Source organism: Halomonas sp. CnH100-B, assembly GCF_024124605.1.
GTDB lineage: Bacteria > Pseudomonadota > Gammaproteobacteria > Pseudomonadales > Halomonadaceae > Vreelandella.
The window spans coordinates 614,781-640,295 of record NZ_JAMXRX010000003.1; the positions used below are offsets into that span (position 1 = coordinate 614,781).

Genomic DNA, 25,515 nt, shown 5'->3' on the forward strand with positions numbered 1-25,515 from the left:
GAGGATACCCATGGAACCGTTGATGGCATTGGCGATTGGCCTGCTATACGCGACCGCTATTTTCATGATGTTGCGCCGCTCCATCGTCAAGCTGGTGATTGGCTTATTGCTGCTTTCCAACGCCGCCAACTTGCTGATTTTTACCACCGCTGGGATGACCCGAGGTGCGCCGCCGCTGATCCCCGAGGGGATGATGCAGCCGCTTGGCGAAGTCGCTGACCCGCTGCCACAAGCGGTGGTGTTGACCGCCATCGTGATTGCTTTTGGGGTGCTGGCGTTTGCGGTGGTGCTGATTCGCCGGGCCTACGAAATCGTTAAGGCAGATGATTTGGACAAGATGAAGGATACCGACACGTGAGGCCTGAAGTCGCACTTCCCATTCTACTGCCGCTGCTTTCGGGGGCCGTTTCGCTGATGTTCTGGCGCTCGCGGCCCATGCAGCGCTTTATCGCCGTCGCGGGCAATGTCGCGTTATTCCTCGTGAGCCTTTGGCTGTTTGTCGCGGTGTTGGAGGATGGCTACATCACCATGCAAATGGGTAGCTGGCCAGCGCCGTTCGGCATCACCCTCGTCGCCGACATGCTCAGTGCGGTGATGATTCTGCTCACCGGGATCATTGGCTTGGCCATGGGGGTCTACTCGCTGGCGACCACTGGTCGAGGGCATGAACGGTTTGGCTACTATCCCCTCATGCATCTGCTGCTGGCCGGTGTGGCGGGGGCTTTTCTGACTGGCGATATCTTCAACCTCTATGTGTGGTTCGAAGTCATGCTGGTGGCCTCGTTTGCGCTACTGACGCTGGGAGGCGAACGCGCGCAGATGGAAGGGGCCATCAAGTACGTGACGCTCAACCTGCTGGCGTCAGTGATTTTCCTCAGTGCCGTTGGGTTGCTCTACGGGACGGTGGGGACACTCAACATGGCCGATATCGCCCTGCGCATGGATGTCGCCGAACACAGCGGCATGGTCGAGGTGTTGGCAGTGATGTTCATGGTGGCCTTTGGTATCAAGGCGGCCGCTTTTCCGCTGTTTTTCTGGTTGCCCGCCTCTTACCATACGCCGCCTGTGGCGGTCTCCGCGCTGTTTGCGGGCCTGCTGACCAAGGTGGGGGTTTACTCGCTGTTTCGGGTGTTCACGCTGATTTTCGATCAGACCATGGGCTACCTTCAGGACATCATGCTGTGGGGGGCGGTCATCACCATGGTGACCGGCGTATTGGGCGCCGCCGCCCAGTACGAGTTTCGACGTATCCTCTCGTTCCATATCGTCAGCCAAATTGGCTATATGTTGTTGGGGCTGGCGCTCTACACACCGCTGGCGATTGCCGGCGGCGTGTTCGCCATCATGCACAACATCATCGTCAAGACGAACTTGTTCTTGATCAGCGGTATTACACATCGCCTGCAGGGCACGTATCAGCTCAAGAAGATGGGCGGACTCTATCGTGAGCGTCCCTGGCTGGCCGTGGCGTTTTTCATCAGCGCTTTCTCTCTGGCGGGCATCCCACCGCTATCGGGCTTCTTTGCGAAGTTCGTGCTGGTGCGTGCAGGCCTGGAGGCCGAGGCATACGTGGCGACCGGCATTGCCTTGGCCGTGGGGCTGATGACGCTCTACTCCATGGTGAAGATCTGGAACGAAGTGTTCTGGAAAGCGCTGCCGGAGGAGAACCAAGTGCCGCAAACGCCGACTCCGACAGGGGACGATGGGCGATTATTGAAGCCTAGCCTGTGGATGATGTATCTGCCTGTCGTGGTGCTCGCGACGATGTCGCTGCTGATTGGCGTCTTTGCAGAGCCCCTCATGCTGGTGATGAACCAAATAGGGGAGCAGTTGATGACGCCTTCAGGCTATATCGAAGCGGTTCTGGGCGCCTCCGCCAGTGCAGAAGCGGCGCTGCTGGAGCCCGTCGACATACAAGCCGAACGTGTCGATAACCACCTGGAGGAGACACCATGACGGGCGCCATTTGGAACCTTTTGCTTGGTTTGGCCTGGGTCCTGCTCAGCGGCGATTTCTCCGGGTTGAACTTATTGGTGGGGATGATTTTTGGCTACATCGCGTTGCTGCTGATCGAGCCTCAAGTCGACGGGTTGAAGGGCTATCCGGCCCGCGTGCCGCGCTTCATTGGCTTTCTTGGATTTTTCATCAAAGAGCTGGTGCAGGCTAACCTGCGCGTGGCGTTCGATATCTTGACGCCGCCGTGGCACATGCAGCCAGGGGTCATCGCTTTGCCGCTTTCGGCGCGTACCGAGATGGAGATTACCATGGTGGCCAATTTGATTTCCCTGACGCCTGGGACCCTCAGTTTGGACGTGTCGGATGATCGTAAGGTGCTGTATATCCACGCGATGTTCCTAGATGACGAAGAGGAGCTACGACGCAACTTGAAAGAGATGGAACACCGTGCACTGGAGCTATTTCGTTAATGGAAACCGTGATCTTAATCAGTCAGGTGATTATGGGGCTCGCGCTGGTACTCACGTTCGTGCGCGTGGTCCGCGGCCCCAGCCTGCCAGACCGCGTCGTGGCGCTGGAGCTGTTCTCGACGACGGTCGTAGGCCTGGTCGGCGTGTATGCCATTCAATCGGGCGTCTCCAGCTTTTTGGATGCGGCCATCGTCATCGCGCTGATGGGCTTTTTGGCTGCCATTGGCTTTGCACGCTTTTTGGAACGAGGAGGGCCGCGGGATGATTGACGTCATCAAGGGCGCCATGCTGCTCACCGGCTCGAGCTTCATGCTGTTGGCTGCCGTGGGGTTACTGCGCTTGCCCGATTTGTTGACCCGCATGCACGCCACCACCAAGGCGGCGGCCCTCGGGGTAATCCTCATCATGCTGGCCTCGGCCATGCATTTTGCCGAGGTAGGGGTCGTCGCGCGTTCGTTCGCGATCATCGTATTCATCTTGATCACTGCGCCCATTGCCGCCCACGTGATTGGCAGAGCTGGCTACTTCGTGGGCTCTCGGCTTTGGAGCGGCACGGTCAAAGATGAGCTGCGCCCTAACTACGATCCGCTCACCCACGAGCTGAAAAGCGGTATGGAGACGCAAGAAAACGCTAAGCGTCACCCACGTAATACCGATCCCGACTAACGTTAGGAGTCAACGTTATCGATGGAAGCCACCCGAGTTGGGTGGCTTTTTTTATGCCCATCGTAAAAGAGCGCAGGTGCGTGTTACGGCAAAGTCGAGGTGTCAATTTATATACAATAATTGTACTGTATAAGTTATTATGTCCATGTATTACGGCGTAGCGTGGCACAGCCAGCACGCAGCGAGATGAATAGATGAGACGTAAACAAGACTTACCGCAAAAAGACTGCGTTCAATGCCAGCGCCCATTTACTTGGCGGAAAAAATGGGCGCGCTGCTGGGACGAGGTGCGCTTCTGCAGCGAACGCTGCCGTCGCGAGGCCAAGCAGCACAGCACGCCGAGGAGGCAAGAGCATGAACAGCACGACTGATATTGTCTGGCTGCAGGACAATCTGCGCGTTGCCGACAATCCTTTATTACATTTCGAACATTCCCCACACCAGCTGCTTTGTCTGTACGTGCTCGACCAGCGTTGGTTAACGGCTGCCGTGCCGGGGGAGTCCACGCCCAGGCTGGGTCCAGCGCGGCTGCGCTTTTTATGGCAAAGCCTGATGGAACTGCGTGGCGAGCTGTTGCAGCGTGGCAGCGATCTGTTAGTGCGTATTGGCGACCCGGCCGAGGTCGTGGTCGAGTTGGCGACCACGCTCAATGCGCGGCAAGTGCGGGTAGCCGAACACTCCGGCTGTGAAGAGTCGGATAACATCACCCGTGCGGCTGCCAACCTGCCCAAAGGCTGTCAGCTCTATCGTGCGGATAGCGGTTACTTGATCGATGCCGCTGCGCTGCCGTTCGATCTAGCAGACCTGCCAGCCAGCTTCTCTGCCTTTCGGCGTAGCGTCGAAAAGCAGTGTGAAATACCGGCTCCCAAGCCTGCGCCAATCACCTTACCGTGTTGGCCCGAAGGCGCGCCGCGCGGTTTCCCGCCGTTAAAATCCGTGTGTGAAACCAGTGCGGCATGGCAGCCCGACCAGCGTCAGGGGTTCGTGTTCGTGGGCGGCGAGTCGGCGGCCAATGACCGATTACAGCACTATATCTGGCGTCAGAACGGGGCGGAGTCTTACAAGAAAACGCGTAACGGTCTATTGGGTGCCAACTTTTCGACGCGTTTTTCTCCGTGGCTTGCCCGTGGCTGCTTGTCTGCTCGTCAAGCGCATCGAGAAGTCAAAGCATGGGAGTCCGAACACGGTAGCTGCGAATCGAGCTACTGGATTGTCTTCGAGCTTCTATGGCGCGACTACTTTCACCGCGCCGCACAGTTGGAAGGGGCCTCCCTGTTTGGTCGGGAGTCGCTGCCGCCAGCGAGCGAAGCCTTCGACACTTGGCGCAACGCGGAGACCGGCGTGCCGTTCATTGATGCGGCCATGCTCGAATTGAAGCGAACCGGCTGGATTTCCAACCGTGCCCGCCAGAACGTCGCCAGCTTCTTGGTAAAAGATTTGCAGGTAGATTGGCGGCTAGGCGCTTGGTGGTTCGAGCACTGCCTGATCGACTACGACGTGGCCAGCAACTGGGGCAATTGGCGCTACATTGCCGGGGTTGGGCGTGATCCGCGTCAGGATCGCTATTTCAATGTGTTGAAGCAAGCAGGGCATTACGATCCGAAAGGGCTGTACGTGGCCTATTGGTTACCCGCGCTGGAATCGTTACCCTTCGGTCTGGAGCGCCAACAGCCCTGGCGAGTGGCGCCTTCTCAATTTCAACCGCCCTGCGTGCTACCGGATGAGTGGCAGCGCTGGTTGATTGCCGCAACCGAATTCGAAGAGACGGATGAGTAACGATGGCGTTAATGGAGAGTGATCGGCGCGTCGCCTGGGGATTGGGCTTGGCGGGGCTGCTGCCGTTCATCGGTGGCGGTCTCGCCGCTTGGTGGGCACCGCCTGTCTGGCAGGTCAGTGCCATCTATGGCTTTACTTACTACAGCGCCGTGATTTTGTCGTTTTTAGGGGGCATTCATTGGGGCAGTGCGCTTCAAGTGCCCCGTGACAACAACGTACGGCGGCTAGTACTGGCCATGGTGCCCAGCCTGATTGCGTGGCCTGCTTTGCTGTTCAACACGGTGACCGGGCTTTGGGTACTGTTGGCAGGATTTCTGTTGATGGGGGGCTACGATATTAGCCGGGAAGGGCGCGAAGGCTTTCCCAAGTGGTACCTCACCTTGCGCTGTGTGCTAACGGCGGTCGTCGCCATATTCCATCTTATCGTGTTGTGGCGCTTGTCTCTCTGAGGCTGGTAACTCGCTTGTTTCTGAGCCATCATCAGCCTCACGCTAAGGATTGCCGAGAGATGAGTACTATGACGTCAAGCCCCAAGTCATTGACACGCAATGGTTCAGTACGTACCCGCCGCCATTTGCTATGGCCGCTGTTGGCCGCTGCGGCGGCAGCCACTTTTTACGCCCCTGCAGTGATGGCTAGCCCCCAGCTCATGACGGAAGTCGATGCCCGCGCGGCCGAAGAGGTGCGCTACGGTAACTTCAATGAGTGGCTCCGCGAGTTCCGCCGCTATGCGGCGAACCAAGGCATTAGCGAGGCGACCCTCGCATCGGCGTTCGATGGGCTGCGCTACCGCGAACGGGTCATTGAGTTAGATCGTTACCAGCCTGAGTTCGTCCGCGCGATTTGGCAATATTTGGACAGCGCCGTATCGAGCACGCGTGTCGCCAACGGTCAGGAAAAGCTCGCACAACATCGCGACACTGCTCAGGCGATGCAGCAGCGCTATGGCGTGCCCGCTGAGATCATCGTAGCGATTTGGGGCGTCGAGAGTAACTACGGCAGCAATTTTGGTGATTTTTCGACGCTCGAATCCCTCGCAACACTGGCTTACGACGGCCGCCGCCGGGAGTTCGCCCGGGGTGAGCTGCTGGCAGCGCTGCGTATCATCGATCAAGGGGATATTGCGGCCGAGCAGATGAAAGGCTCCTGGGCCGGGGCGATGGGGCATACCCAGTTCATTCCCAGCAGTTTCGAAGCCTACGCCGTGGATGGCGATGATGACGGGCGACGCGATATCTGGGGCAGTATTCCCGATGTCATGGCGTCGACGGCGAACTATCTGGCGCGCGCTGGCTGGCAGGCAGGCCAACCCTGGGGCGCCGAGGTCAGGCTACCCGACGACTTTGATTACGCGCAAACCGACCGCAAGAGCAGCGCCGACTGGGCTGCCCAGGGCGTGCGTGCCGTTCGTGGCGAGCTGCCGACTTTCGATAGCGCTGCGGTCATCGTTCCTGCCGGAGCGAGCGGTCCTGCGTTTATCGTCGGTCCCAACTTCCGTGCGATTCTGCGCTACAACAACGCCACGAGCTATGCTCTGGCGGTGGCGACACTGGCTGATGCCATCGCTGGCCGTGACGGCATCGCACAGTCATGGCCAAGAGATGAGGCACCTTTGACGCGAGACGATGTCCGAACGCTCCAGCAGCGGTTGAACGAGGCCGGTTACGGCGTGGGTACGGCAGATGGCATCATGGGGCCGAATACCCAAGCGGGCCTGAGGGCGTTTCAGCGCGACCAAGGGCTCGTACCGGACGGCTTTGCGACTCAGTCGCTGCTGGAGCGGCTGCGCTAGGTAATATGCGCGGCTACGGTTGTTACGCATGATTCGAATCGTCAATGCCTCACCAAGGATGAGTCGTTATGGGAAAAGCAGGTCTAGGAGTATGGGGAGCCAGCGTGCTGGCCAGTGCTTTACTTATGGGAACGAGCGCGCAAGCGGAAGACAAGGTGTTTGGTTGGGTCGAAAACGCCTACATCGAGCCGTGGGGAATTGCCGTCAAAGCCAAGCTGGATAGCGGTGCGTTGACCTCTTCACTGGATGCCCGCGACATTGAAATGTTCGAAAAAGAGGGGGAAGAGTGGGTTCGCTTTCGCCTGAAGCTGGAAGACCAAGACAGTGGTGAAACGTTCAGCGACCAGATCGAGCGTCCGCTCTACCGTGAACAAACCGTTCGAGGCGCTGGTGGCCGCGACGAGCGTCCGGTCGTGCTCATGGATGTTTGCATGGGCGATACCGTGTATGAAGAGCAGTTCAGCCTACGCAACCGTGAAGAGATGAACTACCCGCTGCTGCTAGGACGCCGCACCATCAGTCATTTAGGCTTGTTAGACGTGCGTAATACCTTCCTGCAAGAGCCCGGGTGTGGAGAAAACGCCCCCTACGTTCCCCACGACCCAGAAGACAAGCAGTCTTGATCGTCTAATTAGGCATGACTCAAAACAGCCGTGACAGCAGCGCCGTCACGGCTGTTTCGACGCGCAGAATACGTGGCCCCAAGTGCATGCCTTCGCACCCTGCTTGAATTAGCTGTTCGACTTCCCATGGAATGAACCCGCCTTCTGGGCCGACCAGCAGCAGCGTTGGCGTATCGATACCGCGTGGGCAGGCATTCTCCATGCCGGGGTGGGCGACCAGCCCGCGGCGCTCTGCCAACAGCTCGGGAAGCTGCTCCTCTAAAAACGCTTTGAACCCTTTGCACAGCGTCACGTTGGGCAGCTGCGTATCCCGCGCTTGTTCAAGGCCCAGCACGAGGTGCTGGTGAATCTTGTCGGGCCGAAGCTCTGGCGATTGCCAGTAGCTTTTCTCGACCCGTTTCGTATGCAATAACGTGATCTCTTTCACGCCCAGCGCCGTGACGTGCTCCAGCGTTCGCGCCAACATACGCGGGCGTGGCAGGGCCAGCACGAGATGAACGGGCAGGGCGGGAGGTGGCGTCTCCTTGAGCTCCTCCAGTGCGAACAGCGCCTGGTCAGGGCTGAGCGCTACCAGCGTGGCCTTTCCCATGGCACCGCCCTGAATGCCTACTGTGAGTCGGTCTCCCTCCTGGGCGCGATGCACGTCATGCAGATGGGTCAAGCGGCGCGCATCGGTAATCCGAGCGTGGTGAGCGTCGACCTCGCTCGGGTCTAGCAGTATCAAATTCATAGTCTTCGTCTATTGGTCAAAGGAAAGGCGTGCTTACCACCACTAATCCGCTAAGCTGGCTTGCATGGGCGCGTGTTGCAGGCACAATAGCAGCAACGGCGACAAAAGCCTTTATCGCGTTTAAGGAGATGCGCTGTGCGCGTAATTCGTAAATATGCCAACCGCAGGTTGTACGACACCCAGCAGAGCCGTTACGTCACGCTCGAGGATCTGCGGCGTCTCATCATTGAAGAAGAGCCGTTTCGCGTCGAAGATGCGAAAAGCGGCGAGGACCTGACGCGCACCATTCTACTGTCGATCATTATCGAACAAGAGCAGGCGGATAGTGAAGCCGAAGTGTTTTCAAACGATCTATTGGCGCAGCTGATTCGTGTGTATGACATGTCGTCACCGCTGCCGTTGGCGCGCTATTTGGAGCAGGGCACGCAGCTGATGCTGGAGCAGCAAAAGCGCATGCAGACTCAGTGGCAGCAAGCCATGCGCCACTCGCCCATGGAATTCATGCGTGAGTTGGCCGAAGAGAATATGCGCTTTTGGCAAAACGCGCTCCATCAGCCCAATCCATCGGACGATGACGATACGTCGGATAAGCGTTCCTAAGGCCACGTTTTACGGTCCGTTGTGGCATAATGCCGCCCATCGACGCTCTCCCGTTTGAGAAGGATACCCATGAAAGTTTTGATGATCGGTGGCGGTGGCCGCGAACATGCTCTGGCTTGGAAACTTGCCCAATCCCGTGATGTCGAGCAGGTGTTCGTCGCGCCTGGCAATGCAGGCACCGCGACAGAGCCCAAGCTGACCAATGTTGCGATTGGCGCAACCGACCTGGAGGCTCTGGTGGCGTTTGCGCAGCAAGAGCAGGTAGCGTTGACCGTCGTTGGTCCTGAAGCGCCGCTCGTCGAAGGCGTCGTAGACCGCTTCCAAGCCGCCGGTTTGACGATTTTCGGCCCCAGCCAGCGCGCGGCTCAGCTCGAAGGGTCCAAGTCGTTCACCAAAGACTTTCTGGCCCGCCATGCTATTCCCACAGCGGCCTATCAAACCTTCACGGCTGTAGAGCCTGCGTTGGCGTATCTAGCCGACATGGGCGCGCCGATCGTCATCAAAGCCGACGGCTTGGCGGCGGGTAAAGGCGTCATCGTAGCCATGAGCGAGGCCGAAGCCGAGGCGGCGATCCGCGATATGCTCGAAGCCAACGCCTTTGGTGATGCGGGCGCCCGTGTCGTCATCGAAGAGTTTCTCGAAGGTGAAGAGGCGAGCTTCATCGTCATGGTGGATGGCGACAACGTCGTGCCCATGGCCACCAGCCAGGATCACAAGCGTGCCTACGACGGCGATACCGGCCCCAATACCGGGGGCATGGGGGCCTACTCACCGGCGCCCGTCGTCACACCAGAGGTCGATGCGCGGATCATGGAGCAGGTCATTCTGCCCACCGTGCGTGGTATGGCGGCAGAGGGAAATGCGTATACCGGTTTCTTGTATGCAGGCCTGATGATCGATCCACAGGGCAACCCTAAAGTGATCGAGTACAACTGCCGGTTCGGTGATCCAGAAACCCAGCCGATCATGATGCGTCTGACTTCGGATCTGGCGGCGCTCTGCCTGGCAGGCGCCAAAGGCGAGCTGGCCGGCAAACAGTGCGAGTGGGACCCCCGCGCAGCCGTGGGCGTGGTGCTGGCCGCTGGTGGGTATCCTGGCAATTACCGTAAAGGCGACGTGATTCACGGCTTGGCCGATGCCGAACGGGCGCAGTGCAAGGTCTTCCACGCGGGGACGGCGCAAAATGCAGACGGTGAGATCACCACGGCCGGTGGGCGTGTGCTGTGTGTAACAGCGCTGGGCGATAGCGTGTCGGCGGCTCAGCAGCAGGCGTACCAAGGCGTTAACGCGATTCACTGGGACGGCGTCGAATTTCGTCGTGATATCGCGTTCCGTGCCATCGCGCGGGAGCAGTAAATAGCGGCTTTTCGAGGTCATATCGTCACCCGACAAGGAGTAGAGCAATGGAGCGTGTCTCGCTGGACTTCACTTTGGCAGCGGTCATTCACCGTCATCCGCTGACGGTGCGGGTGACGGATATGAACTATGGCCGCCACTTGGGGCACGATGCCTTGGTGTCGTTGCTCCATGAAGCGCGAGTGCAGGCCTTTGCGTCTCTGGATCTACCGGAGTGGGATATGCACGGTTATCCCAGCGTGGTCGTAGACCTCGTCGTGCAGTATCAGCAGGAGGCGCGCTTTCCTGATGCGCTGGTGATCGAAACGGCGGTGCCCGAACCAGAGGGTAAAGCCTTGACGGTCTACCAGCGGGTTACCAAGGCAGAGACGGGCGACGTGGTGGCGACTGCACGTGTGACCAAACTGCTGCTGGACCTGGCGGCAGGCCGTCCGGTGGCGATTCCAGATGCGCTCAAGCAAACGCTTGCGGATGCCAGGGGGGGATAATGTCACGAGAGTATCCCATTATCGCGGTGACAGGCTCCTCCGGGGCGGGCACCACCACCGTGCGCCGCAGCTTCGAGCGTATGTTCCTGCGTGAAGACGTTCATGCCGCCATGGTGGATGGCGATGCCTTTCACCGCTATACCCGTGATGATCTCAAGCGTATTTTTCGCGAAGAGCCGGAGCGCAAGGACGAACTCTCCCACTTTGCCGTCGAAGCCAACCTGCTCGACCGCCTGGAAGGGCTGTTCATCGAGTATGGGGAGCACGGGACCGGCACGTTTCGTCACTACATTCATGCAGAAGATAAGCAGAAGATCGAAGCGGGCTACCGGGTGGGCACCTTCACCGAGTGGCAGTCGTTGCCCTGCGGTACCGACCTGCTGTTCTATGAGGGGCTACATGGCGGCTTGGTGACGCAAGAGTACGATATTGCCCGTCACGTCGATCTGCTGGTAGGCGTGGCGCCCACCATGAACCTGGAGTGGATTCAAAAGATCGACCGCGACACCAAGTTGCGCGGCTACTCCCAGGAAGCGGTGATCGACACGATTTTGGGGCGTATGGATGACTACGTGCGCTATATCCAGCCGCAGTTTTCTCGCACCCACATCAATTTCCAGCGAGTGCCCACGGTCGATACGTCCAACCCTTTCGAGGTACAGGATATTCCCACCGATGCTGAGTCGTTCGTGGTGATTCGTTTCCGAGACCCTTCGACGGTGGATTTTCCTTGGCTGCTGGCGATGATCAAAGACGCCTTTATGACTCGCCCGCATACTCTGGTGGTGCCCGGTGCTCGTATGTCCTTGGCGATGGAGCTGATTCTCGCTCCCCTGGTTCGCCACCTGCTCTCCCAGCGCCGTTTTCGCTAACGCGGTGCTGCCCGAACCGACCATAAACGCGCCAAACGTAAGGAGGCTGCGATGGAGTGCCTGTTCTGTAAGATCATTAACCGCGATATTTCAGCGGACATCGTGTTCGAGGATGAGCACGTTCTGGCGTTCAATGACATCAGTCCTCAAGCGCCGACACATCAGCTCATCATTCCCAAGAAGCATATCCCTACGCTGAACGATATCGAAGCCGACGATTTGGCGCTCGTGGGTCGCTTACAGCACACCGCGGCGCAGCTCGCCAAGCAGCAAGGCTTTGCCGAAGAGGGTTACCGGGTAGTCATGAACTGCAACGAGATGGGAGGGCAGACCGTCTACCATATTCATATGCATCTACTGGGCGGGCGTGAGTTTACGTGGCCCGCTGGATGAATCATTCGGCAGACGCGATCCCATCGCCATAAAAAAAGCCCTGCATCAGCAGGGCTTTTTGTGTCGAGCAACGCGACGTTAGGCGTCGATGCGCTTGTACTTCATGCGCTTAGGTGTGTCATTGCCCACGCGTTTTTTGTGATCCTCTTCGTACTCGGTGTAGTTGCCGTCGAAGAACACCACTTCAGAGTCGCCTTCGAACGCCAAGATGTGCGTGGCGATACGATCCAGGAACCAGCGGTCGTGAGAGATCACCATCGCGCAGCCGGGGAAGGCGAGCAGCGCCTCTTCCAACGCGCGCAGGGTTTCGATATCCAGGTCGTTCGAGGGTTCATCCAACAACAGGACGTTGGCTCCCTGCTTCAGCGTTTGAGCCAACTGCAGGCGGCCACGCTCACCGCCGGAGAGCTCGTCCAGACGCTTCTGCTGGTCGTTACCCTTGAAGTTGAAGCGACCCACGTAAGCCCGTGAAGACACCTCATAACCGTTGATATTGAGGATATCCTGACCATCGGATACCGCCTCCCAAACGGTTTGCTTGTCATCCAGCGCGTCCCGCAACTGTTCGACATAGGCAATATCGACGGTGTCGCCGATCACCACGTCACCGCTATCCGGCTGCTCTTTGCCGGTCACTAGCTTGAACAGCGTCGATTTACCGGCACCGTTACCCCCCACGATGCCCACGATCGCACCCGGCGGAATGGTAAAGGAGAGGTCCTGGTAAAGCAGTTTGTCATCGAAGCGCTTAGTGACGTTATGAAACTCGATGACCTTGTCACCCAGGCGCGGGCCGGGCGGAATGTAGATCTCGTTGGTCTCGTTACGTTTCTGGAAGTCGCCCGACTGCATCTCTTCGAAGCGGTTAAGACGCGCTTTGCTCTTCGCTTGGCGGCCTTTGGCATTGCTGCGCACCCACTCAAGCTCTTGCTTGATGGCTTTCTGACGAGACGCTTCTTGCTTCGCTTCTTGGGTCAGGCGCTGCTCTTTCTGCTCTAGCCACTGAGAGTAGTTACCTTCGAACGGAATGCCCTGCCCCCGGTCGAGCTCGAGAATCCAGCCTGCGACGTTATCGAGGAAGTAGCGGTCGTGGGTGATTGCCACGACGGTGCCGTTGTAGTCGTGCAGGAAGCGCTCGAGCCAAGCAACGGACTCGGCATCCAAGTGGTTGGTTGGTTCGTCCAGCAGCAGCATGTCCGGGCTGGAGAGCAGCAGGCGGCATAGCGCCACACGGCGGCGCTCGCCCCCAGAGAGGTGGCCGACTTTTGCCTCCCACGGCGGCAGACGCAGCGCCTCTGCGGCCACTTCCAGCTTACGCTCGAGGTTGTGCGCATCGGCCGCTTCGATGATGTTCTCAAGGCGCGCTTGCTCGCTGGCCAGGGCATCGAAATCCGCGTCAGGTTCAGCGTAGGCGGCGTAGACCGCGTCGAGCTTTTCCTGTGCTTCTTTGATGGCACCCAGCGCCTCTTCGACGGTATCCCGGACGTTTTTCTCGTCGTCGAGCTGCGGCTCCTGGGGCAGGTAGCCCACATTGATACCGGGCATCGGACGAGCTTCACCTTCAAACTCTTTATCGACACCGGCCATAATGCGCAGCAGCGTGGATTTACCGGCACCGTTCAAGCCCAGCACACCAATCTTGGCGCCAGGAAAGAACGAGAGGGAAATATCCTTGAGAATTTGCTTTTTGGGCGGCACTACTTTGCCAACCCGATTCATGGTGAATACGTATTGCGCCATGGAAATCCGTTAGGTTGTGGTAAAAGCGAGACCAGCACGAGGCTGGCTTGGTGCACAGATGATAGTGCCCAGCGCGGCTAAAGGCCAGTAAACCGGCGGCGCAAGCAGCGCCAAAAAAGAAGGGCACGCGCTCGGTGCCCCTCGGGTCGTCATTACCTTGGAACTGCTTGGCAGATTGGCAAGGCGTTACTCTTCTTCATCCCAATCGTCTTCGATTGCGCGCTGTAAACGCCGCTCTTCCAGCCACGCTTCTACCTGGCGACGGGCGCGCAGTGTATCCGCTTTACTGGGTTTGCTTTTACCGTAGTGATCGTCGTTAACGGCATCCAGGTTGTCGAACTCGTCTGCGTCAAGCCCGTCGTTGGTGTAGGTTTCACGATTTAAGGGGTCACGGCTCATGGTATGCCCTCCAACCCAAGCCGGCGCACCGGCATCACAACGGCTTCTTGCGCCATACCGATACGACCGTCGTATGAAGCAAGAAGCGCCTAACGCTCATTAAGCGCCTAGGCGCTATATAGCGCCACTGGGTTGGAAGTTCAAGCGTTTTTGAAGAATGTTTGCAGCACTGCGGGCATGGGGGCAGTAGGCGCGCGTTCGAGTCTCTTTGCTAAAGGTAAGCGCCCACGGCGGCTAACCGTTACTCCGCGTGCTCTTGCTGTTTTTTTAATTCTGCCAGCGCCAACTGCGCTTCGACACGCTCCGTGACGTCTTTTTGTACCCCGATGTAGTACATCAGTTTGTCGGCTTCGTCGTAAACCGGCGTGATCGATAGCTCGTTCCAAAACATCGTGCCGTCTTTGCGGTAGTTACGCAGCACTTCACGAGAAGGGCGGCCATCCTGAAGCGCCTCACGGATCGACATGAGGGCATCTTGATCACGATCTTCGTTTTGAAGGAAGCGGCAGTCGCGATAGAGGATTTCATCCGCACTGTAGCCCGTTAAACGTTCAAAACCTTTGTTCACGTAAATCAGGATGTTTTCGTCACCTTCCTGCTCTGCAACGACGATGCCATCTTCAGAAGCGTCAACAATGCGTTCGAGTAACTCCGGGCTTATCAAGGGAGATCGTTTCATCAATGGGTTCCTGTTGCTTCTCGTCTTTCTTCGCCGTGGCGCTGTGCGTCAGCGCGGGGCGCTCTTAAGTGCAGGACGATGCAGTCTTTCACACCATCAAACAAAGGTAGGATAGCAAAAAAACAGCTAGCCACCGTGATTTGCTGACCATCATGGCGAGCGTGGTTCGGCTTTGCAATCGGCAATGCTATTCGGCCTCCGGGAGGCGCTGTGCGCTGAGCATGGCGCCGATGGCCGTCAAGGCTAATATCACCAGCAGCATAGCGCTGCCCAGCCACTGTGCCAATGCGCCCATCATGCCACCAACGACCAGCATTAGCACCCCGGTGAAGGTGTTGGAAAGCGCGACATACAGGGCTCTATTGTCTTGATTAGCGATGTCGACCAAATAGGTTTTACGCCCTAAACGTACGCCATGGTGAACCACCACCAGTAACGCGTACACGCCCGCGTAGGGCAGTACGCTCTGTGTCCAACTGCCCGGCAACCACGCAATCAGAGCACCCAACAGGCAGCAAATGGCCGTGCCGATGGCCGCGTCACGCATCACCCGGCGGCTGGAACGGTCCGCTCGTTTCCCCCAAATCGGACTGGCCACCATAGCGGCTAACCCCGAGACCACGACTAGAATGCCCAGCCCGCCAAGTTCGGTGCCGCTTTGCTGTTGGCCAAGCAGGGCCACGTAGGGCAAAGCGAGTGCGCTTGATAGCAGCAGTGCCCGGGCAAGGTTGAAGTGCAGGAACGTGGCATCCTCGCGCATTAGAGACATCCCGAGCTTGATGCTGTCCCAGGCATTTTCGCCGCCTTCCACGGCACCGGGCACTTCGTTGATGCGCGCCGCGCATAGCGCATTGAGCAACCACCCGCCGGCAGCGACTCCTAATAGGGTAGCCAAGGCAACATGGCCAGGTCGGTCGCCGAAGGCTACCAATATTCCGCCGGCCACCAGTGTGGCAGCACCGGCGATACTGCCACTCCAACCCATCAGCGTACCGCGACGGCGCTTGGCAATGGTCTTACCCAGTACGTCCTTGGTGGCAATCGAAGAGAGCCCCCGCGCTAGTGAGAGCAGTATGAGCGCCGCCAAGACCAGCGCCCCGCCCATCGCACCGCTTCCCATCAAAGCAAGCAGAGCAAGCCCTGCGGCGGCGATTGCCTGCACGGTGGCGCCCGCGACCCAGACCCATTTACGCTGTGGCTTCAAACGAATGAAGCCCGCCACGAACAGTTGCGGTAGCAGCGCGCCTGCTTCGCGGATGGGGACGAGCAAGCCCACCATCCACACCGGCGCACCGATGATACCCAGCAGCCAGGGCAGCACTAGCCGTGCGCTCGACAGCTCATCGGCGAGCTTGTTGCCTAGCGATGCCAGCAGATGAAGGAAAAAGTTGCGCGGCTGTTCTTGGCACGCGCCATCAGGAATGTCGTCGCACATCCGGCTGTCGTCGTCGCCGGTTAGCCACTCGTAAAGCTGTGTCTGTGAAACGTCCTTTTGGGCCATTGTCGGTTCCTTGGCGGTGACTCGTATAAGATGACAGAATGCCCTTAGGATGCCACACAATGCTGACGAAAGGCTTCATCGAACGCCGCGCGTAGCAAAGGAACTGATCGATAAGGATTTATACGATGGCACGCATTCATATTCGCTACTGCACCCAGTGTCAGTGGCTGCTACGCAGCGCTTGGTACGCCCAAGAGCTTCTGTCCACGTTTGGCGAACAGCTGACGGAAGTCGCACTGTCTCCCTCCCATGGCGGTACTTTCGAAATCTGGTGTGAAGACACGCTGCTCTGGGAGCGCAAGCGGGATGGTGGGTTTCCCGATATCAAAACGCTCAAACGGCAGGTGCGCGACCAGATCGACCCTGCTCAGGATTTAGGACACATCGATCGATGACGCAAGATCAACGGGCGATGCTTTATGGCCTTGGGGCGGTGGCTCTGTGGTCGACCGTGGCGACGGCATTCAAGGTGGCGCTGGCGTGGATGAGCCCGCTCGAATTGATGTGGTGGGCAGCGCTGGTGTCATGGCTGCTCATGGGCGTTATCGTTCTTAAGCAAGGCAATATGGGGGTCGCGCTTCGCCGGGGGTGGCGAACAGCTCTGTGGGCGGGTGTGATGAACCCGGTAGCCTACTACCTAGTGCTATTTGCAGCCTACGATCGGCTGCCTGGCCAAGAGGCCATGGCACTGAACTATACGTGGGCATTGGCGATGGCTTTCTTGGCGGTGCCCATCTTGGGTCATCGGCTGACGCGTCTGGACGTGGCGGCAGGCCTGGTGGCCTATAGCGGTGTTTGGGTGATTGCCACCCGAGGGGAGGTGTTCAACGTCGCCTTCGAAAACCCGCTTGGGGTCGTGTTTGCGCTAGCCTCCACGCTGCTATGGGCGCTCTATTGGCTGCTCAATGCCAAGGACTCCCGCCAGCCGCTGGTCGGGCAGTGGCAGAACTTCAGTGTTGGGTTACCTGTTTTAACAATTCTGTTACTTTTGGGGCCTGGGTTTCAGTGGCACGGATGGGCTGCCCTTGGGGCTGGGGTGTATGTCGGGCTGTTTGAAATGGGCATTGCTTTCGTACTATGGCAGATGGCGGTCCAGAGCGTTTCTCGAACTGCCAAGGTGTCCAACCTGATTTTTCTGTCGCCTCCTGTCTCTTTATTGCTGCTTTTCTGGATCGTTGGCGAGCCCATGCGGCTCTCTACCTTGGTGGGGCTAGTGTTGATTCTATGCGGCTTGGCGATTCAGCAACTGCCGCAAGCGCGGCATGCGTCGACAGCGTAGTGTGTTTTTTTGAGGTTTTATTGTAAATTTTTGTGACTTTTGTTTTTATAGCTTGTCACTGCCGCTAAGGCGATTAACTTAAGCTAATATCATTCATCTAAGGTGCTTCTGCTCAGGCAAAATCACCAGCGATGCCATACAGCTTATTGTCAGTCAGGTAGTGCTCAGCAGCGGGTAAGCAGCCCAGGGGGTGACAATGCGTCGGTGCGTTGTTGCAAAGGAAAGGCTACTTGCTCACCAGTAGCGAAAACGATCATTAGGGAACATGGCCATGAAAGACAACGTTACAATGAAAAGAACACCTCTCGCATTTCAGCGCGCACTGCGCCCCTTGACGCTCACCACCATTGCCTGCTTGCCGCTCACGGCGCTCGCGCAGCAGCTTCCCTCCACGCTGTATGCACCTGGCACGACCGATCTCAATACCACCATCCAACAAACCATTGTGAGCAACCCGCAGGTCAACGCTGCCTGGAACAATTTCAGTGCAGCGGGAAGCGACGTTCGCGTGGCACAAGGTAACTATCTGCCATCTATTGATGTCCGGGCTGGGGTGGGGCGCCAAGACCAACAAAACGATGGTCGTGGTAGCTACAGCAGCGACTTTGCCGAGCTCACGCTGACGCAGATGGTGTTTGACGGGTTTGCGACGCGTAGCGAAGTCGAGCGATTGGACCGCACCCGACTAATTGCGTACTTCGAGCTATTGGGTGCCAGTGAAACGGTGGCGCTCGAAGCGTTTGAAACGTACCTGGATGTCTTGCGTTTCCGTGAAATGGTGCGTCTGGCGCAGGACAACTACCGCGAGCACCAGCGCGTCTTTTCGCAAATCGAAGAGCGGGCGCTTTCCGGCGCAGGGCGAGGGGTGGATCTTGAGCAAATCAGCGGTCGCCTGGCGCTGGCCGAATCCAACCTCATGACCGAAGCATCGAACCTTCACGACGTGACGGCGCGCTATCAGCGGATCGTAGGCGAGCTGCCGCCTCAAAACATGTCACCCGCACCCTCTCTGGCCGATGAACTGCCTAGTGATGTCAGTGAAGCCGTGCGGATGGCCTTCGAGGGCAACCCCGATTTTCATGCCGCCATCGAGAATATTGCCGTTCAGCGGGCGGAGCAGAACGCCGCACGGGCAGCCTTCATGCCCCGTTTAGACATTCAAGGCCGTACTGGCACGAATAACCAAGATGACGCCATTGCAGGTCGCAGCGACGAGCACAGCATTCAGCTCGTGGCAAGCATGAACCTTTACCGAGGCGGTTCTGACAGTGCTGCCTTCGACGCGGCCGCAACGCGTATCGAACAAGCGGTCAATCAGCGTGAAGTGGCGTGTACCAACGTGCGTCAAACGACGCAAATCGCCTACAACGATACGCAACGCCTGAATGAGCAGCTGCGCTATCTGAACGATCACCGCCAATCCATCGACCGCGTCCGGGGTGCTTATCAGCAACAGTTCGATATTGGCCAGCGCACTCTGCTGGACGTTTTGGACAGCGAGAACGAATACTTCGAAGCCAGCCGGGCGTATGCCAATGCCGAATTCGATCTGACCCTAGCGCATGCGCGTACGCTGGCTGCCATGGGGCAGCTCATGCAAACGTTGGAAGTCGTTCGCGACGATATTCCCACGCTGGCAGAACTGGGCTATGAAGACTTGGCGCAAGACCCAGAGATGGCGTGTGCCACCGATGGTCCGCGCGGTTTCACCCTGGAAGATTTCACGCGCGGCATTTCCGCAGCGACGATGACGAGTGAGGCCCCCGCTACCGCGTACGACGCGCCGAGCGAATCGGTAGTCGTGCCGTCTGGTGCGGCTGCCTATACCTACGAGGCGGTTGAGCCAGCGGCGATTGAAAGCAGTCTCTACATTCAAGTCGCATCGCTGACGGCAGAAACCCGCGCGCAGCAGCTGAGCGCCGAGTTGAGCGAGCAGCTAACGAGCCCGTCACGGGTGTATGCATCGGCGGGTAACTACCGTGTCCAGTTGGGGCCGGTGGCATCGCTGAGCGACGCACAAGTACTCCGACAAACACTTCACGGAATGGGGTATGGTGATGCCTTCGTCACCAATGGCTAGCACTACGTGCCAATGTCGGCACCCGTAATAGTCGTCGCCTGCCGTGTCATCGCGGCGGGCAGACGCATCCTCTTGGGTGCGTAGCACGAGTCGCATAATGAGTATTAGGGCAATGAGGTCTTTGTGACACAAGCAAACCTGAGTAATACGGAAGCGCCAGACTCGCTTTCGGATGAAGCCGTTTCCAATGAGCGGGATACAGGCGATGAGCTGCTCGAGTGTCTTAAGGCCATTGCCTCGTTTCATCAGCATGATGTGTCATCAGAAGCACTTCGGGCTGGTTTGCCTCTTGAACAGGGTAAGTTGACACCCTCGGTGTTTGGGCGAGCAGCTTCTCGAGCGGGGTTGACCGCGCGGATCGTAAAAAGTCGGCTGTCTGGTCTCAACCCAGCGCTGTTCCCCGCAATTCTTTTGTTAGAGCCTGGCCGTGCCTGCGTCTTGTTAGGGCTGGATGTTAAGCAAAAAAAAGCCCGCGTCATTTTCCCAGAACTCTCCGAGTCGGACGTAGAGATCTCTCTGGATGAGCTTCACGCTGGCTATAGCGGCGAAGCGATTTATGTCCGTCCCAAATTCTTAGCCGATAATGCGTCCGAACCGGGTGTCAAAAAGCGCCGAGACCAGCACTGGTTTTGGGGGGTTATTCGGGAAAATCGTCGGCTATACCGCGATATCGTTCTAGGCTCGGTGGCGATCAACCTGTTCGCCATTGCCATGCCACTGTTCGTACTCAACGTTTATGATCGAGTGGTACCTAATCAGGCAACAGAAACGCTCTGGGTGCTTGCCGTTGGTATCTTCATCGTACTTTGCTTCGACTTGGCCCTGCGGCTCATGCGCAGCAGCTTCGTCGATCTTGCCGCCAGCCGGGCAGACGTCAAACTCTCCTCGTCGATTATGGCTAAATCGCTGGGGCTGCGTTTAGAAGAGCGTCCAGCCTCGACAGGGTCGTTCACTTCCACGCTGCAGTCGTTTGAATCGGTGCGCGCTTTTATCGGTTCTGCGACCATCCTCGGCATCGTAGACTTGCCGTTCGTTCTAATGTTTGCGGCCATCATCGCGCTGATCAACCCCTGGCTGGTGTTGCCAGTACTGGTCGGGATCGTCTTTGTGCTGCTCTATGCCCTAGCGGCGCAAGGCAAGCTGCACGAACTCTCGCAAACCACCTGGGAGGTTGGGGCGCAGCGTAACTCCTTACTGGTGGAATCCATTTCTCAGTTGGAAAACGTCAAAGCGCTGCGAGCGGAAAGCCGTATTCAGCGCCATTGGGAGAAGGCCTCGGCGTTTTTATCCAAAACCGGTGCCCAACTGAAGATGGTGAGTACCTCGGTCTCTAACGTGGCGCAATGGGCGCAGCACAGCGTGGCCGTTTGCGTCATCATTGTCGGTGTTTACCAAATTATCGAAGGCAATCTTACCCAGGGCGGACTGATCGCCGCCTATATGCTCTCTTCGCGAGCCATGGCACCCATCAGCCAAGCTGCTGCGCTGCTGGCGCAGTACCACCAATCTTCCACCGCATTGGATTCCTTGAATGCGGTCATGGATAAAAAAGTGGAGCGTCACGAAGGTAAAGCGTACGTAGAAAAGCCCAGCTTTGCAGGTAACATCCGTTTAGAAAAAGTAACGTTGCGCTACCCCAACGAAGAGCGCGACGCTTTGAAGGATGTTTCCATTACCGTCAAGGCCGGCGAGAAAGTGGCGCTTCTTGGGCGCATCGGCTGTGGGAAATCGTCGCTCAACAAGCTCGTGCTGGGGTTCTATCAGCCCACCTCTGGGGCGGTGCTGGTCGACAACGTCGATATTCGTCAGCTCGACCCGTTGCAGCTACGTCGCCATATCGGCTACGTACCCCAGGATGTCAGCCTGTTTTCGGGCTCACTGCGGGATAATATCGTGGCCGGGGGCGGCAGTGACCGCGTGGACGACGATGCATTGCTTCGAGCGATTGAGTTAGCGGGTCTGGAAAACTTGGTTAATAGCCATCCTCATGGGGTCGACCTTCAAGTCGGTGAGCGTGGCCAAGCGCTGTCGGGAGGCCAGAAACAGTCGGTCGCCATCGCGCGAGCGCTGGTCCAAGACCCTCCGATTCTGCTGTTGGATGAGCCCACCAGCTCCATGGATAACGCCAGTGAAGAGGCGTTCAAAGCCAACTTGAAAAACGTCGCGGCGGGTAAAACCATTCTTGTGGTGACTCACCGTACTTCGCTGCTCTCCCTGGTAGATCGCATTATTGTGATGGATGCAGGCAAAGTGGTTGCCGATGGCCCGCGGGATACCGTGGTTGAAGCACTACGTAAAGGGCAAATCGGGAGGGCCTCATAATGGCGCGTAAATCCTCCTCTACGTCCGAGCAGAAAGGCTTTGAAGCGATTGGCCGTTTCTCTGAAAAGGGCCAAAAACCGTTCCGTCCCTTCATGGATCGCCTGTTTGCCAAGCGGGTGACCTCCGCCCACCTCAATCGTGATTGGGCGAGCGACACCGACTGGGCGCGAATGCAGCAAGAACCCATTCGTGCGCGATTATTTCTGTACACCGTACTGCTGACCATCATCGCGCTGTTGGTATGGGCCTACTTTGCCGCGATCGATGAAGTAACGCGAGGGGCAGGGCGCGTGATTCCCGCCAGCCAGCTTCAGCGTATCCAGTCATTCGATGGTGGCGTCGTCGAGCAAATCATGGTGCGAGAAGGGCAGGTCGTGAGCGCGGGTGAAGTACTGATGCAGATCGACCCTACCCGGTTCGTATCAGACTTTCGTGAAAACCGTGCCCAGCGATTTGCATTGGAAGCGCGTGCCGAGCGCCTTCGTGCGCTGGCGACCGGCACGGCCTTCGAGCCTTCCGAAGAGCTGCGTCAGGAAGTGCCCAATATCGTCATGCAAGAGCGTGAAGTCTACGAAAGTCGTCGCGAAGAGCTGCGTGAGCAAGAGAACGTGTTGGAAGACAGAATTCGCCAGCGTGAACAAGAGCTTCGCGAGGCCGAGGCTCGCCGAGACACGGCAGGGCGCGAAGCCAGCATGGCGAGCCAGGAGCTCAATTTGACGCGCCCGCTGCTGGCGTCAGGCGCAGTGTCCGAAGTCGAAGTGCTGCGCTTGCAAAGGGAAGTGTCCCGCGCCACCGGCGAGCGTAACCAAGCCGACGCGGCCGTTTCTCGTTTAGAAGCGGCGGTCGAAGAGGCTGAAACACAGCTACGTGAACTAGGTGCCGAGCGCCGCAGCGAGTGGCGTAATGACCTAGCCCAGGCGCTAGGTGATCTCAACGCGCTGCAGCAGTCCGGAACCGGGCTTCAAGATCGGGTGCGGCTGACGGAAATTCGCTCACCGGTCGATGGGATCGTTCAACGTATCCACATCAATACGATTGGCGGAGTGGCCCAGCCGGGGCAAGAAGTCGTGGAGATCGTCCCCAGCGATGACCAACTTCTGGTTGAAGCGCGTATTGCGCCTCAAGACATCGCGTTTTTACACCCGGGACAGCCTGCGACGATCAAACTGACCGCCTACGATTACGCCATCTACGGTGGGCTGCAAGCCGAACTTGAGCACATCAGTGCCGACACCATCACCGATGAAGAGGGCAATACCTTCTACTTGGTACGGGTGCGCAGTTTAGAAAACGAAAACGTCGCCGACCGGCTGCAGGTAATACCGGGTATGACGGCGCAGGTGGATATCGTCACCGGTAAGCGAACGGTGATGCAGTTCATGCTAAAACCTGTTTTGAGAGCGTGGCGAGATTCCATGGGGGAGCGCTGATGAAACATTGGTTCATAACAACGGATGGCAGTATCAAAGCCCGCTGGAAAAAAGCGTTTCAAGATGTTGGAGCCTTAACACCCGGTGCGATTGGGCAGCACGTGGCGCCTAAAGATCTCGTGTGGCTCTCAACGACCGTCGATAGCTGGCCATCATTACTGCCCGGGTTAGTCGAGCAAGGTATCATCGTCGTCGTGCTCAGCTATGCCCCCGATGATCGAGAAGCGCTCAGCGCCCTGGACCTAGGCGCACGAGGCTATGTTCATACCCTGGCGGCGGCTGACGTGCTGAACCAAGTGGCCTTGGTCGTGACCAATCAGGGCGTTTGGGTGGGCCAGGAATTATTGGCGAAAGTGCTCGGCGGTACGTTCAAAGCCCTTCAGCAGCGTGTCGAACATGACCGTTACCAACACAGTGATTACTTGCGCTTATTGACCGAGCGAGAGCGCGGCGTCGCCCTTGCCGTCGCGCGTGGAGCGACCAACAAGGAAGTGGCTCGCCAGTTGGATATCACAGAACGAACGGTAAAAGCCCATCTAAGCGCAATTTTCAAAAAGTTGGCGGTACGAGACCGCCTGCAATTGATTCTCAAGCTGGCGCCTGTCGCCGAGCAAGCCGATACGTAACTCGGCTTATGGCCGCAAGGACCAAGCCGAGTCGCATCCCCTTCAAAACGAGGCCCCGCGGGCCTCGTTTTTTATTGTCCATCGGTACAATACTTTTTTGTTCCATACCCTCCTAATCTCGCTGTATATGCCACCCATCCATCTGGTCATAACGTACTAGCGGGCGGCAACCAACAACGAGTGAGGAATGACACATGGCTACGGCAACGGTTATCGCAATTACAGGTCAGGCATGGGCTCGCGATGAAGACGGCAACCTGCGTGAATTGCGTATTGGTGATGTACTTCAAGAAGGCGAAACGCTCATCACCTCTGCCGATGGCCGTGTCGAGCTGGATTTTGCTGATGGTACCGGTGCCAATGTTGTTGAAGGCGGCCAAGAAGTGGCCGTCACGCCGGACCTGGTAAGCGACCTGATCGTTGCCACCGATGCCAGCGCACAAGATGACGATTTAGAAGCACTCCTTGCCGCACTCGATGATGAAGAGGGCGACCTGCTCGATATTCTCGATGCGACCGCAGCGGGTGGTGGTGCCGGTGGTGGCGGCGGTGGCGGCAGCAGCTTCGTGCGTGTTGCCCGTATCGCTGAAGAGACAGACCCCCTCAGCTTCAGCACAGAAGGTGGCCTAGAAGGCGCCGAGTTCGTTGAATTTGATGGTGGAGATGTGGCGGCGGAAGATGCGGGTGATGCCGCTGATCCAGCACCTGCTCCAGAACCCGGCACCGATGGCGTCATTACTTTAACGAGCCCTCAGCAGGTTACTGAGGGCCAGCCAATCACTATTTCAGCAAGCATCAACAGTGCACCGCAAGGTACTCCGTTGGTGATTACGCTCAGCAACGGTCAGCAGATTGTTATCGCTGTCGGTGAAACCACTGGTAGCGTGACCTTCGACAGCCGTCCAGACGACGCTTACCTGCAAGGTGATGGCACAATCTCGATTGGTATCGAAACGGCCACGGGCGGTGGCTACGAAACCATTGATACCTCTGATGAAACCAGCGTCACCGTCAGCGACGACGCCGACGCTACCACCATCACGCTGAGCGCCCCAGAAGCCGTCACCGAAGGCTCACCGATCACCGTCAGCGCGAGCGTCAACAACGCCCCGCAAGGCAGCCCGCTGGTCATCACCCTCAGCAACGGCCAACAGATCACCATCGCCGTGGGTGAAACCACTGGCAGCGCGACCTTCGATAGTCGCGGTGACGACGTCTACCAGCAAGGCACCGACACGCTGAATCTGAGCATCGAGACCGCCGAAGGCGGCAACTACGAAGCCCTCGACAGCGACGCTACCGCCACGGTCACCGTCAGCGACGACGCCGATGCTACCACCATTACGCTGAGCGCCCCGGAAGCTGTTACTGAAGGCGAATCGATTACTGTTAGCGCGAGCGTCAACAACGCCCCGCAAGGCAGCCCGCTGGTCATCACCCTCAGCAACGGCCAACAGATCACCATCGCCGTGGGCGAGACCACCGGCAGCGTGACTTTCAGTGGTAGGAGTGACGATGACGTTACTCAAGAAGATGAGATTATTTCTTTTAGCGTAACGGAAGCCGAAGGTGGTAACTACGAGGCAATTATAACTACTACTGCATCTACAACCATCACCGACGACCGTGGCGGCGACAACCCCGACCGTGACGAAGACACCACCGCCAACCTGGTGGTCACCGGCGGCGCCACCGCCGTGGAAGCCGACGGCAACTACCTCACCTACAGCGTCCAAC

At 58.0% G+C, this 25,515-nt stretch carries 27 protein-coding genes; 22 read left to right on the plus strand and 5 right to left on the minus strand.

Features of this window, described 5'->3' with window-relative positions:
* Positions 1 to 10 precede the first annotated feature (10 nt).
* The 10 genes from NH398_RS09515 to NH398_RS09560 all read left to right on the plus strand — a co-directional run bounded on the left by NH398_RS09515 (position 11) and on the right by NH398_RS09560 (position 7,283).
* Positions 11 to 358, plus strand: a complete 348-nt coding sequence (locus NH398_RS09515; protein WP_159342756.1) for a Na+/H+ antiporter subunit C — start codon at positions 11 to 13, stop codon at positions 356 to 358.
* A complete protein-coding gene (locus NH398_RS09520) occupies positions 355 to 1,956 on the plus strand; it encodes a Na+/H+ antiporter subunit D (RefSeq protein ID WP_159342755.1) in 1,602 nt (533 codons plus the stop codon). Before NH398_RS09515 ends, NH398_RS09520 begins: the two co-directional genes overlap by 4 nt.
* Positions 1,953 to 2,426 carry a Na+/H+ antiporter subunit E gene (locus tag NH398_RS09525; RefSeq protein ID WP_159342754.1) on the plus strand — a complete coding sequence of 158 codons (474 nt, stop codon included), beginning with the start codon at positions 1,953 to 1,955 and terminating at the stop codon, positions 2,424 to 2,426. Before NH398_RS09520 ends, NH398_RS09525 begins: the two co-directional genes overlap by 4 nt.
* Positions 2,426 to 2,695 carry a cation:proton antiporter gene (locus NH398_RS09530; protein WP_044628502.1) on the plus strand — a complete coding sequence of 90 codons (270 nt, stop codon included), beginning with the start codon at positions 2,426 to 2,428 and terminating at the stop codon, positions 2,693 to 2,695. Before NH398_RS09525 ends, NH398_RS09530 begins: the two co-directional genes overlap by 1 nt.
* Positions 2,688 to 3,092 (plus strand): monovalent cation/H(+) antiporter subunit G, encoded by a 405-nt coding sequence (mnhG, locus tag NH398_RS09535; protein WP_044628503.1) that lies wholly within the window; start codon positions 2,688 to 2,690, stop codon positions 3,090 to 3,092. The genes NH398_RS09530 and mnhG overlap by 8 nt, the downstream gene beginning before the upstream one ends.
* Before the next feature lie 194 nt (positions 3,093 to 3,286).
* On the plus strand, positions 3,287 to 3,463 hold the full coding sequence (locus tag NH398_RS09540; RefSeq protein WP_083025732.1) for a DUF2256 domain-containing protein: 177 nt from the start codon (positions 3,287 to 3,289) through the stop codon (positions 3,461 to 3,463).
* Complete coding sequence (locus NH398_RS09545) at positions 3,447 to 4,868, plus strand: DASH family cryptochrome (protein ID WP_253018102.1); 1,422 nt, start codon at positions 3,447 to 3,449, stop codon at positions 4,866 to 4,868. Before NH398_RS09540 ends, NH398_RS09545 begins: the two co-directional genes overlap by 17 nt.
* A 2-nt stretch (positions 4,869 to 4,870) precedes the next feature.
* Positions 4,871 to 5,317, plus strand: a complete 447-nt coding sequence (locus NH398_RS09550) for a DUF3429 domain-containing protein (protein ID WP_253018103.1) — start codon at positions 4,871 to 4,873, stop codon at positions 5,315 to 5,317.
* Positions 5,318 to 5,376: 59 nt separating this feature from the next.
* Positions 5,377 to 6,660: a lytic murein transglycosylase gene (locus NH398_RS09555; protein WP_253018105.1), complete on the plus strand. Its 1,284-nt coding sequence runs from the start codon at positions 5,377 to 5,379 to the stop codon at positions 6,658 to 6,660.
* Between the two features lie 125 nt (positions 6,661 to 6,785).
* Positions 6,786 to 7,283: an ATP-dependent zinc protease gene (locus NH398_RS09560; RefSeq protein WP_253018166.1), complete on the plus strand. Its 498-nt coding sequence runs from the start codon at positions 6,786 to 6,788 to the stop codon at positions 7,281 to 7,283.
* Positions 7,284 to 7,302: 19 nt separating this feature from the next.
* On the opposite strand, the gene NH398_RS09565 is transcribed toward NH398_RS09560, so the two are convergent.
* The gene (locus tag NH398_RS09565; RefSeq protein WP_253018107.1) at positions 7,303 to 8,013 is read right to left on the minus strand and encodes a 16S rRNA (uracil(1498)-N(3))-methyltransferase; all 711 of its coding nucleotides are present in this window, start codon (positions 8,011 to 8,013) and stop codon (positions 7,303 to 7,305) included.
* Between the two features lie 135 nt (positions 8,014 to 8,148).
* Here NH398_RS09565 and phaR point away from each other — a divergent pair, with 135 nt between their 5' ends.
* The 5 genes from phaR to NH398_RS09590 all read left to right on the plus strand — a co-directional run bounded on the left by phaR (position 8,149) and on the right by NH398_RS09590 (position 11,722).
* Entirely contained in the window at positions 8,149 to 8,613 is a 465-nt protein-coding gene (gene phaR / locus NH398_RS09570; protein ID WP_159342748.1) for a polyhydroxyalkanoate synthesis repressor PhaR, read from the plus strand.
* A 69-nt stretch (positions 8,614 to 8,682) separates the two neighbouring features.
* Entirely contained in the window at positions 8,683 to 9,969 is a 1,287-nt protein-coding gene (gene purD / locus NH398_RS09575) for a phosphoribosylamine--glycine ligase (protein ID WP_253018109.1), read from the plus strand.
* A 47-nt stretch (positions 9,970 to 10,016) separates the two neighbouring features.
* Entirely contained in the window at positions 10,017 to 10,457 is a 441-nt protein-coding gene (locus NH398_RS09580; RefSeq protein ID WP_253018111.1) for a thioesterase family protein, read from the plus strand.
* Complete coding sequence (locus tag NH398_RS09585; protein ID WP_159342745.1) at positions 10,457 to 11,329, plus strand: phosphoribulokinase; 873 nt, start codon at positions 10,457 to 10,459, stop codon at positions 11,327 to 11,329. Before NH398_RS09580 ends, NH398_RS09585 begins: the two co-directional genes overlap by 1 nt.
* A gap of 51 nt (positions 11,330 to 11,380) precedes the next feature.
* Entirely contained in the window at positions 11,381 to 11,722 is a 342-nt protein-coding gene (locus NH398_RS09590) for a histidine triad nucleotide-binding protein (protein WP_253018113.1), read from the plus strand.
* A 78-nt stretch (positions 11,723 to 11,800) separates the two neighbouring features.
* Here the strand turns inward: NH398_RS09590 and ettA are convergent, their stop codons facing one another.
* From ettA to NH398_RS09610, 4 genes are all read right to left on the minus strand, one after another.
* Positions 11,801 to 13,462 (minus strand): energy-dependent translational throttle protein EttA, encoded by a 1,662-nt coding sequence (ettA, locus tag NH398_RS09595; RefSeq protein WP_253018115.1) that lies wholly within the window; start codon positions 13,460 to 13,462, stop codon positions 11,801 to 11,803.
* A gap of 186 nt (positions 13,463 to 13,648) precedes the next feature.
* Positions 13,649 to 13,861: a PA3496 family putative envelope integrity protein gene (locus tag NH398_RS09600; RefSeq protein ID WP_044628513.1), complete on the minus strand. Its 213-nt coding sequence runs from the start codon at positions 13,859 to 13,861 to the stop codon at positions 13,649 to 13,651.
* Positions 13,862 to 14,102: 241 nt separating this feature from the next.
* The gene (locus NH398_RS09605; RefSeq protein ID WP_139526853.1) at positions 14,103 to 14,540 is read right to left on the minus strand and encodes a PAS domain S-box protein; all 438 of its coding nucleotides are present in this window, start codon (positions 14,538 to 14,540) and stop codon (positions 14,103 to 14,105) included.
* Between the two features lie 187 nt (positions 14,541 to 14,727).
* Positions 14,728 to 16,041 (minus strand): MFS transporter, encoded by a 1,314-nt coding sequence (locus NH398_RS09610; protein WP_253018117.1) that lies wholly within the window; start codon positions 16,039 to 16,041, stop codon positions 14,728 to 14,730.
* Positions 16,042 to 16,166: 125 nt separating this feature from the next.
* Here NH398_RS09610 and NH398_RS09615 point away from each other — a divergent pair, with 125 nt between their 5' ends.
* From NH398_RS09615 to NH398_RS09645, 7 genes are all read left to right on the plus strand, one after another.
* Positions 16,167 to 16,436 carry a SelT/SelW/SelH family protein gene (locus NH398_RS09615; RefSeq protein ID WP_253018119.1) on the plus strand — a complete coding sequence of 90 codons (270 nt, stop codon included), beginning with the start codon at positions 16,167 to 16,169 and terminating at the stop codon, positions 16,434 to 16,436.
* Positions 16,433 to 17,320, plus strand: coding sequence for a DMT family transporter (locus NH398_RS09620; RefSeq protein ID WP_253018121.1), 888 nt, complete (start codon positions 16,433 to 16,435; stop codon positions 17,318 to 17,320). The genes NH398_RS09615 and NH398_RS09620 overlap by 4 nt, the downstream gene beginning before the upstream one ends.
* A gap of 271 nt (positions 17,321 to 17,591) precedes the next feature.
* Complete coding sequence (locus NH398_RS09625; RefSeq protein ID WP_253018123.1) at positions 17,592 to 19,400, plus strand: TolC family outer membrane protein; 1,809 nt, start codon at positions 17,592 to 17,594, stop codon at positions 19,398 to 19,400.
* 123 nt (positions 19,401 to 19,523) lie between these two features.
* Entirely contained in the window at positions 19,524 to 21,722 is a 2,199-nt protein-coding gene (locus NH398_RS09630; protein WP_285263150.1) for a type I secretion system permease/ATPase, read from the plus strand.
* Positions 21,722 to 23,152, plus strand: a complete 1,431-nt coding sequence (locus NH398_RS09635; RefSeq protein ID WP_253018125.1) for an HlyD family type I secretion periplasmic adaptor subunit — start codon at positions 21,722 to 21,724, stop codon at positions 23,150 to 23,152. The genes NH398_RS09630 and NH398_RS09635 overlap by 1 nt, the downstream gene beginning before the upstream one ends.
* Positions 23,152 to 23,778 carry a response regulator transcription factor gene (locus NH398_RS09640; protein WP_159342737.1) on the plus strand — a complete coding sequence of 209 codons (627 nt, stop codon included), beginning with the start codon at positions 23,152 to 23,154 and terminating at the stop codon, positions 23,776 to 23,778. Before NH398_RS09635 ends, NH398_RS09640 begins: the two co-directional genes overlap by 1 nt.
* Before the next feature lie 194 nt (positions 23,779 to 23,972).
* A partial coding sequence (locus NH398_RS09645) for a retention module-containing protein (protein WP_253018127.1) occupies positions 23,973 to 25,515 on the plus strand: 1,543 nt, incomplete at its 3' end.

Coding starts and splice junctions, on each gene's coding strand:
- NH398_RS09515 (WP_159342756.1), top strand. CDS start 11: ATGGAACCGTTGATGGCATTGGCGATTGGCCTGCTATACGCGACCGCT.
- NH398_RS09525 (WP_159342754.1), top strand. CDS start 1,953: ATGACGGGCGCCATTTGGAACCTTTTGCTTGGTTTGGCCTGGGTCCTG.
- NH398_RS09530 (WP_044628502.1), top strand. CDS start 2,426: ATGGAAACCGTGATCTTAATCAGTCAGGTGATTATGGGGCTCGCGCTG.
- mnhG (WP_044628503.1), top strand. CDS start 2,688: ATGATTGACGTCATCAAGGGCGCCATGCTGCTCACCGGCTCGAGCTTC.
- NH398_RS09540 (WP_083025732.1), top strand. CDS start 3,287: ATGAGACGTAAACAAGACTTACCGCAAAAAGACTGCGTTCAATGCCAG.
- NH398_RS09545 (WP_253018102.1), top strand. CDS start 3,447: ATGAACAGCACGACTGATATTGTCTGGCTGCAGGACAATCTGCGCGTT.
- NH398_RS09550 (WP_253018103.1), top strand. CDS start 4,871: ATGGCGTTAATGGAGAGTGATCGGCGCGTCGCCTGGGGATTGGGCTTG.
- NH398_RS09555 (WP_253018105.1), top strand. CDS start 5,377: ATGAGTACTATGACGTCAAGCCCCAAGTCATTGACACGCAATGGTTCA.
- NH398_RS09560 (WP_253018166.1), top strand. CDS start 6,786: ATGGGAACGAGCGCGCAAGCGGAAGACAAGGTGTTTGGTTGGGTCGAA.
- NH398_RS09565 (WP_253018107.1), bottom strand. CDS start 8,013: ATGAATTTGATACTGCTAGACCCGAGCGAGGTCGACGCTCACCACGCT.
- purD (WP_253018109.1), top strand. CDS start 8,683: ATGAAAGTTTTGATGATCGGTGGCGGTGGCCGCGAACATGCTCTGGCT.
- NH398_RS09580 (WP_253018111.1), top strand. CDS start 10,017: ATGGAGCGTGTCTCGCTGGACTTCACTTTGGCAGCGGTCATTCACCGT.
- NH398_RS09585 (WP_159342745.1), top strand. CDS start 10,457: ATGTCACGAGAGTATCCCATTATCGCGGTGACAGGCTCCTCCGGGGCG.
- NH398_RS09590 (WP_253018113.1), top strand. CDS start 11,381: ATGGAGTGCCTGTTCTGTAAGATCATTAACCGCGATATTTCAGCGGAC.
- ettA (WP_253018115.1), bottom strand. CDS start 13,462: ATGGCGCAATACGTATTCACCATGAATCGGGTTGGCAAAGTAGTGCCG.
- NH398_RS09600 (WP_044628513.1), bottom strand. CDS start 13,861: ATGAGCCGTGACCCCTTAAATCGTGAAACCTACACCAACGACGGGCTT.
- NH398_RS09605 (WP_139526853.1), bottom strand. CDS start 14,540: ATGAAACGATCTCCCTTGATAAGCCCGGAGTTACTCGAACGCATTGTT.
- NH398_RS09610 (WP_253018117.1), bottom strand. CDS start 16,041: ATGGCCCAAAAGGACGTTTCACAGACACAGCTTTACGAGTGGCTAACC.
- NH398_RS09615 (WP_253018119.1), top strand. CDS start 16,167: ATGGCACGCATTCATATTCGCTACTGCACCCAGTGTCAGTGGCTGCTA.
- NH398_RS09620 (WP_253018121.1), top strand. CDS start 16,433: ATGACGCAAGATCAACGGGCGATGCTTTATGGCCTTGGGGCGGTGGCT.
- NH398_RS09625 (WP_253018123.1), top strand. CDS start 17,592: ATGAAAGACAACGTTACAATGAAAAGAACACCTCTCGCATTTCAGCGC.
- NH398_RS09635 (WP_253018125.1), top strand. CDS start 21,722: ATGGCGCGTAAATCCTCCTCTACGTCCGAGCAGAAAGGCTTTGAAGCG.
- NH398_RS09640 (WP_159342737.1), top strand. CDS start 23,152: ATGAAACATTGGTTCATAACAACGGATGGCAGTATCAAAGCCCGCTGG.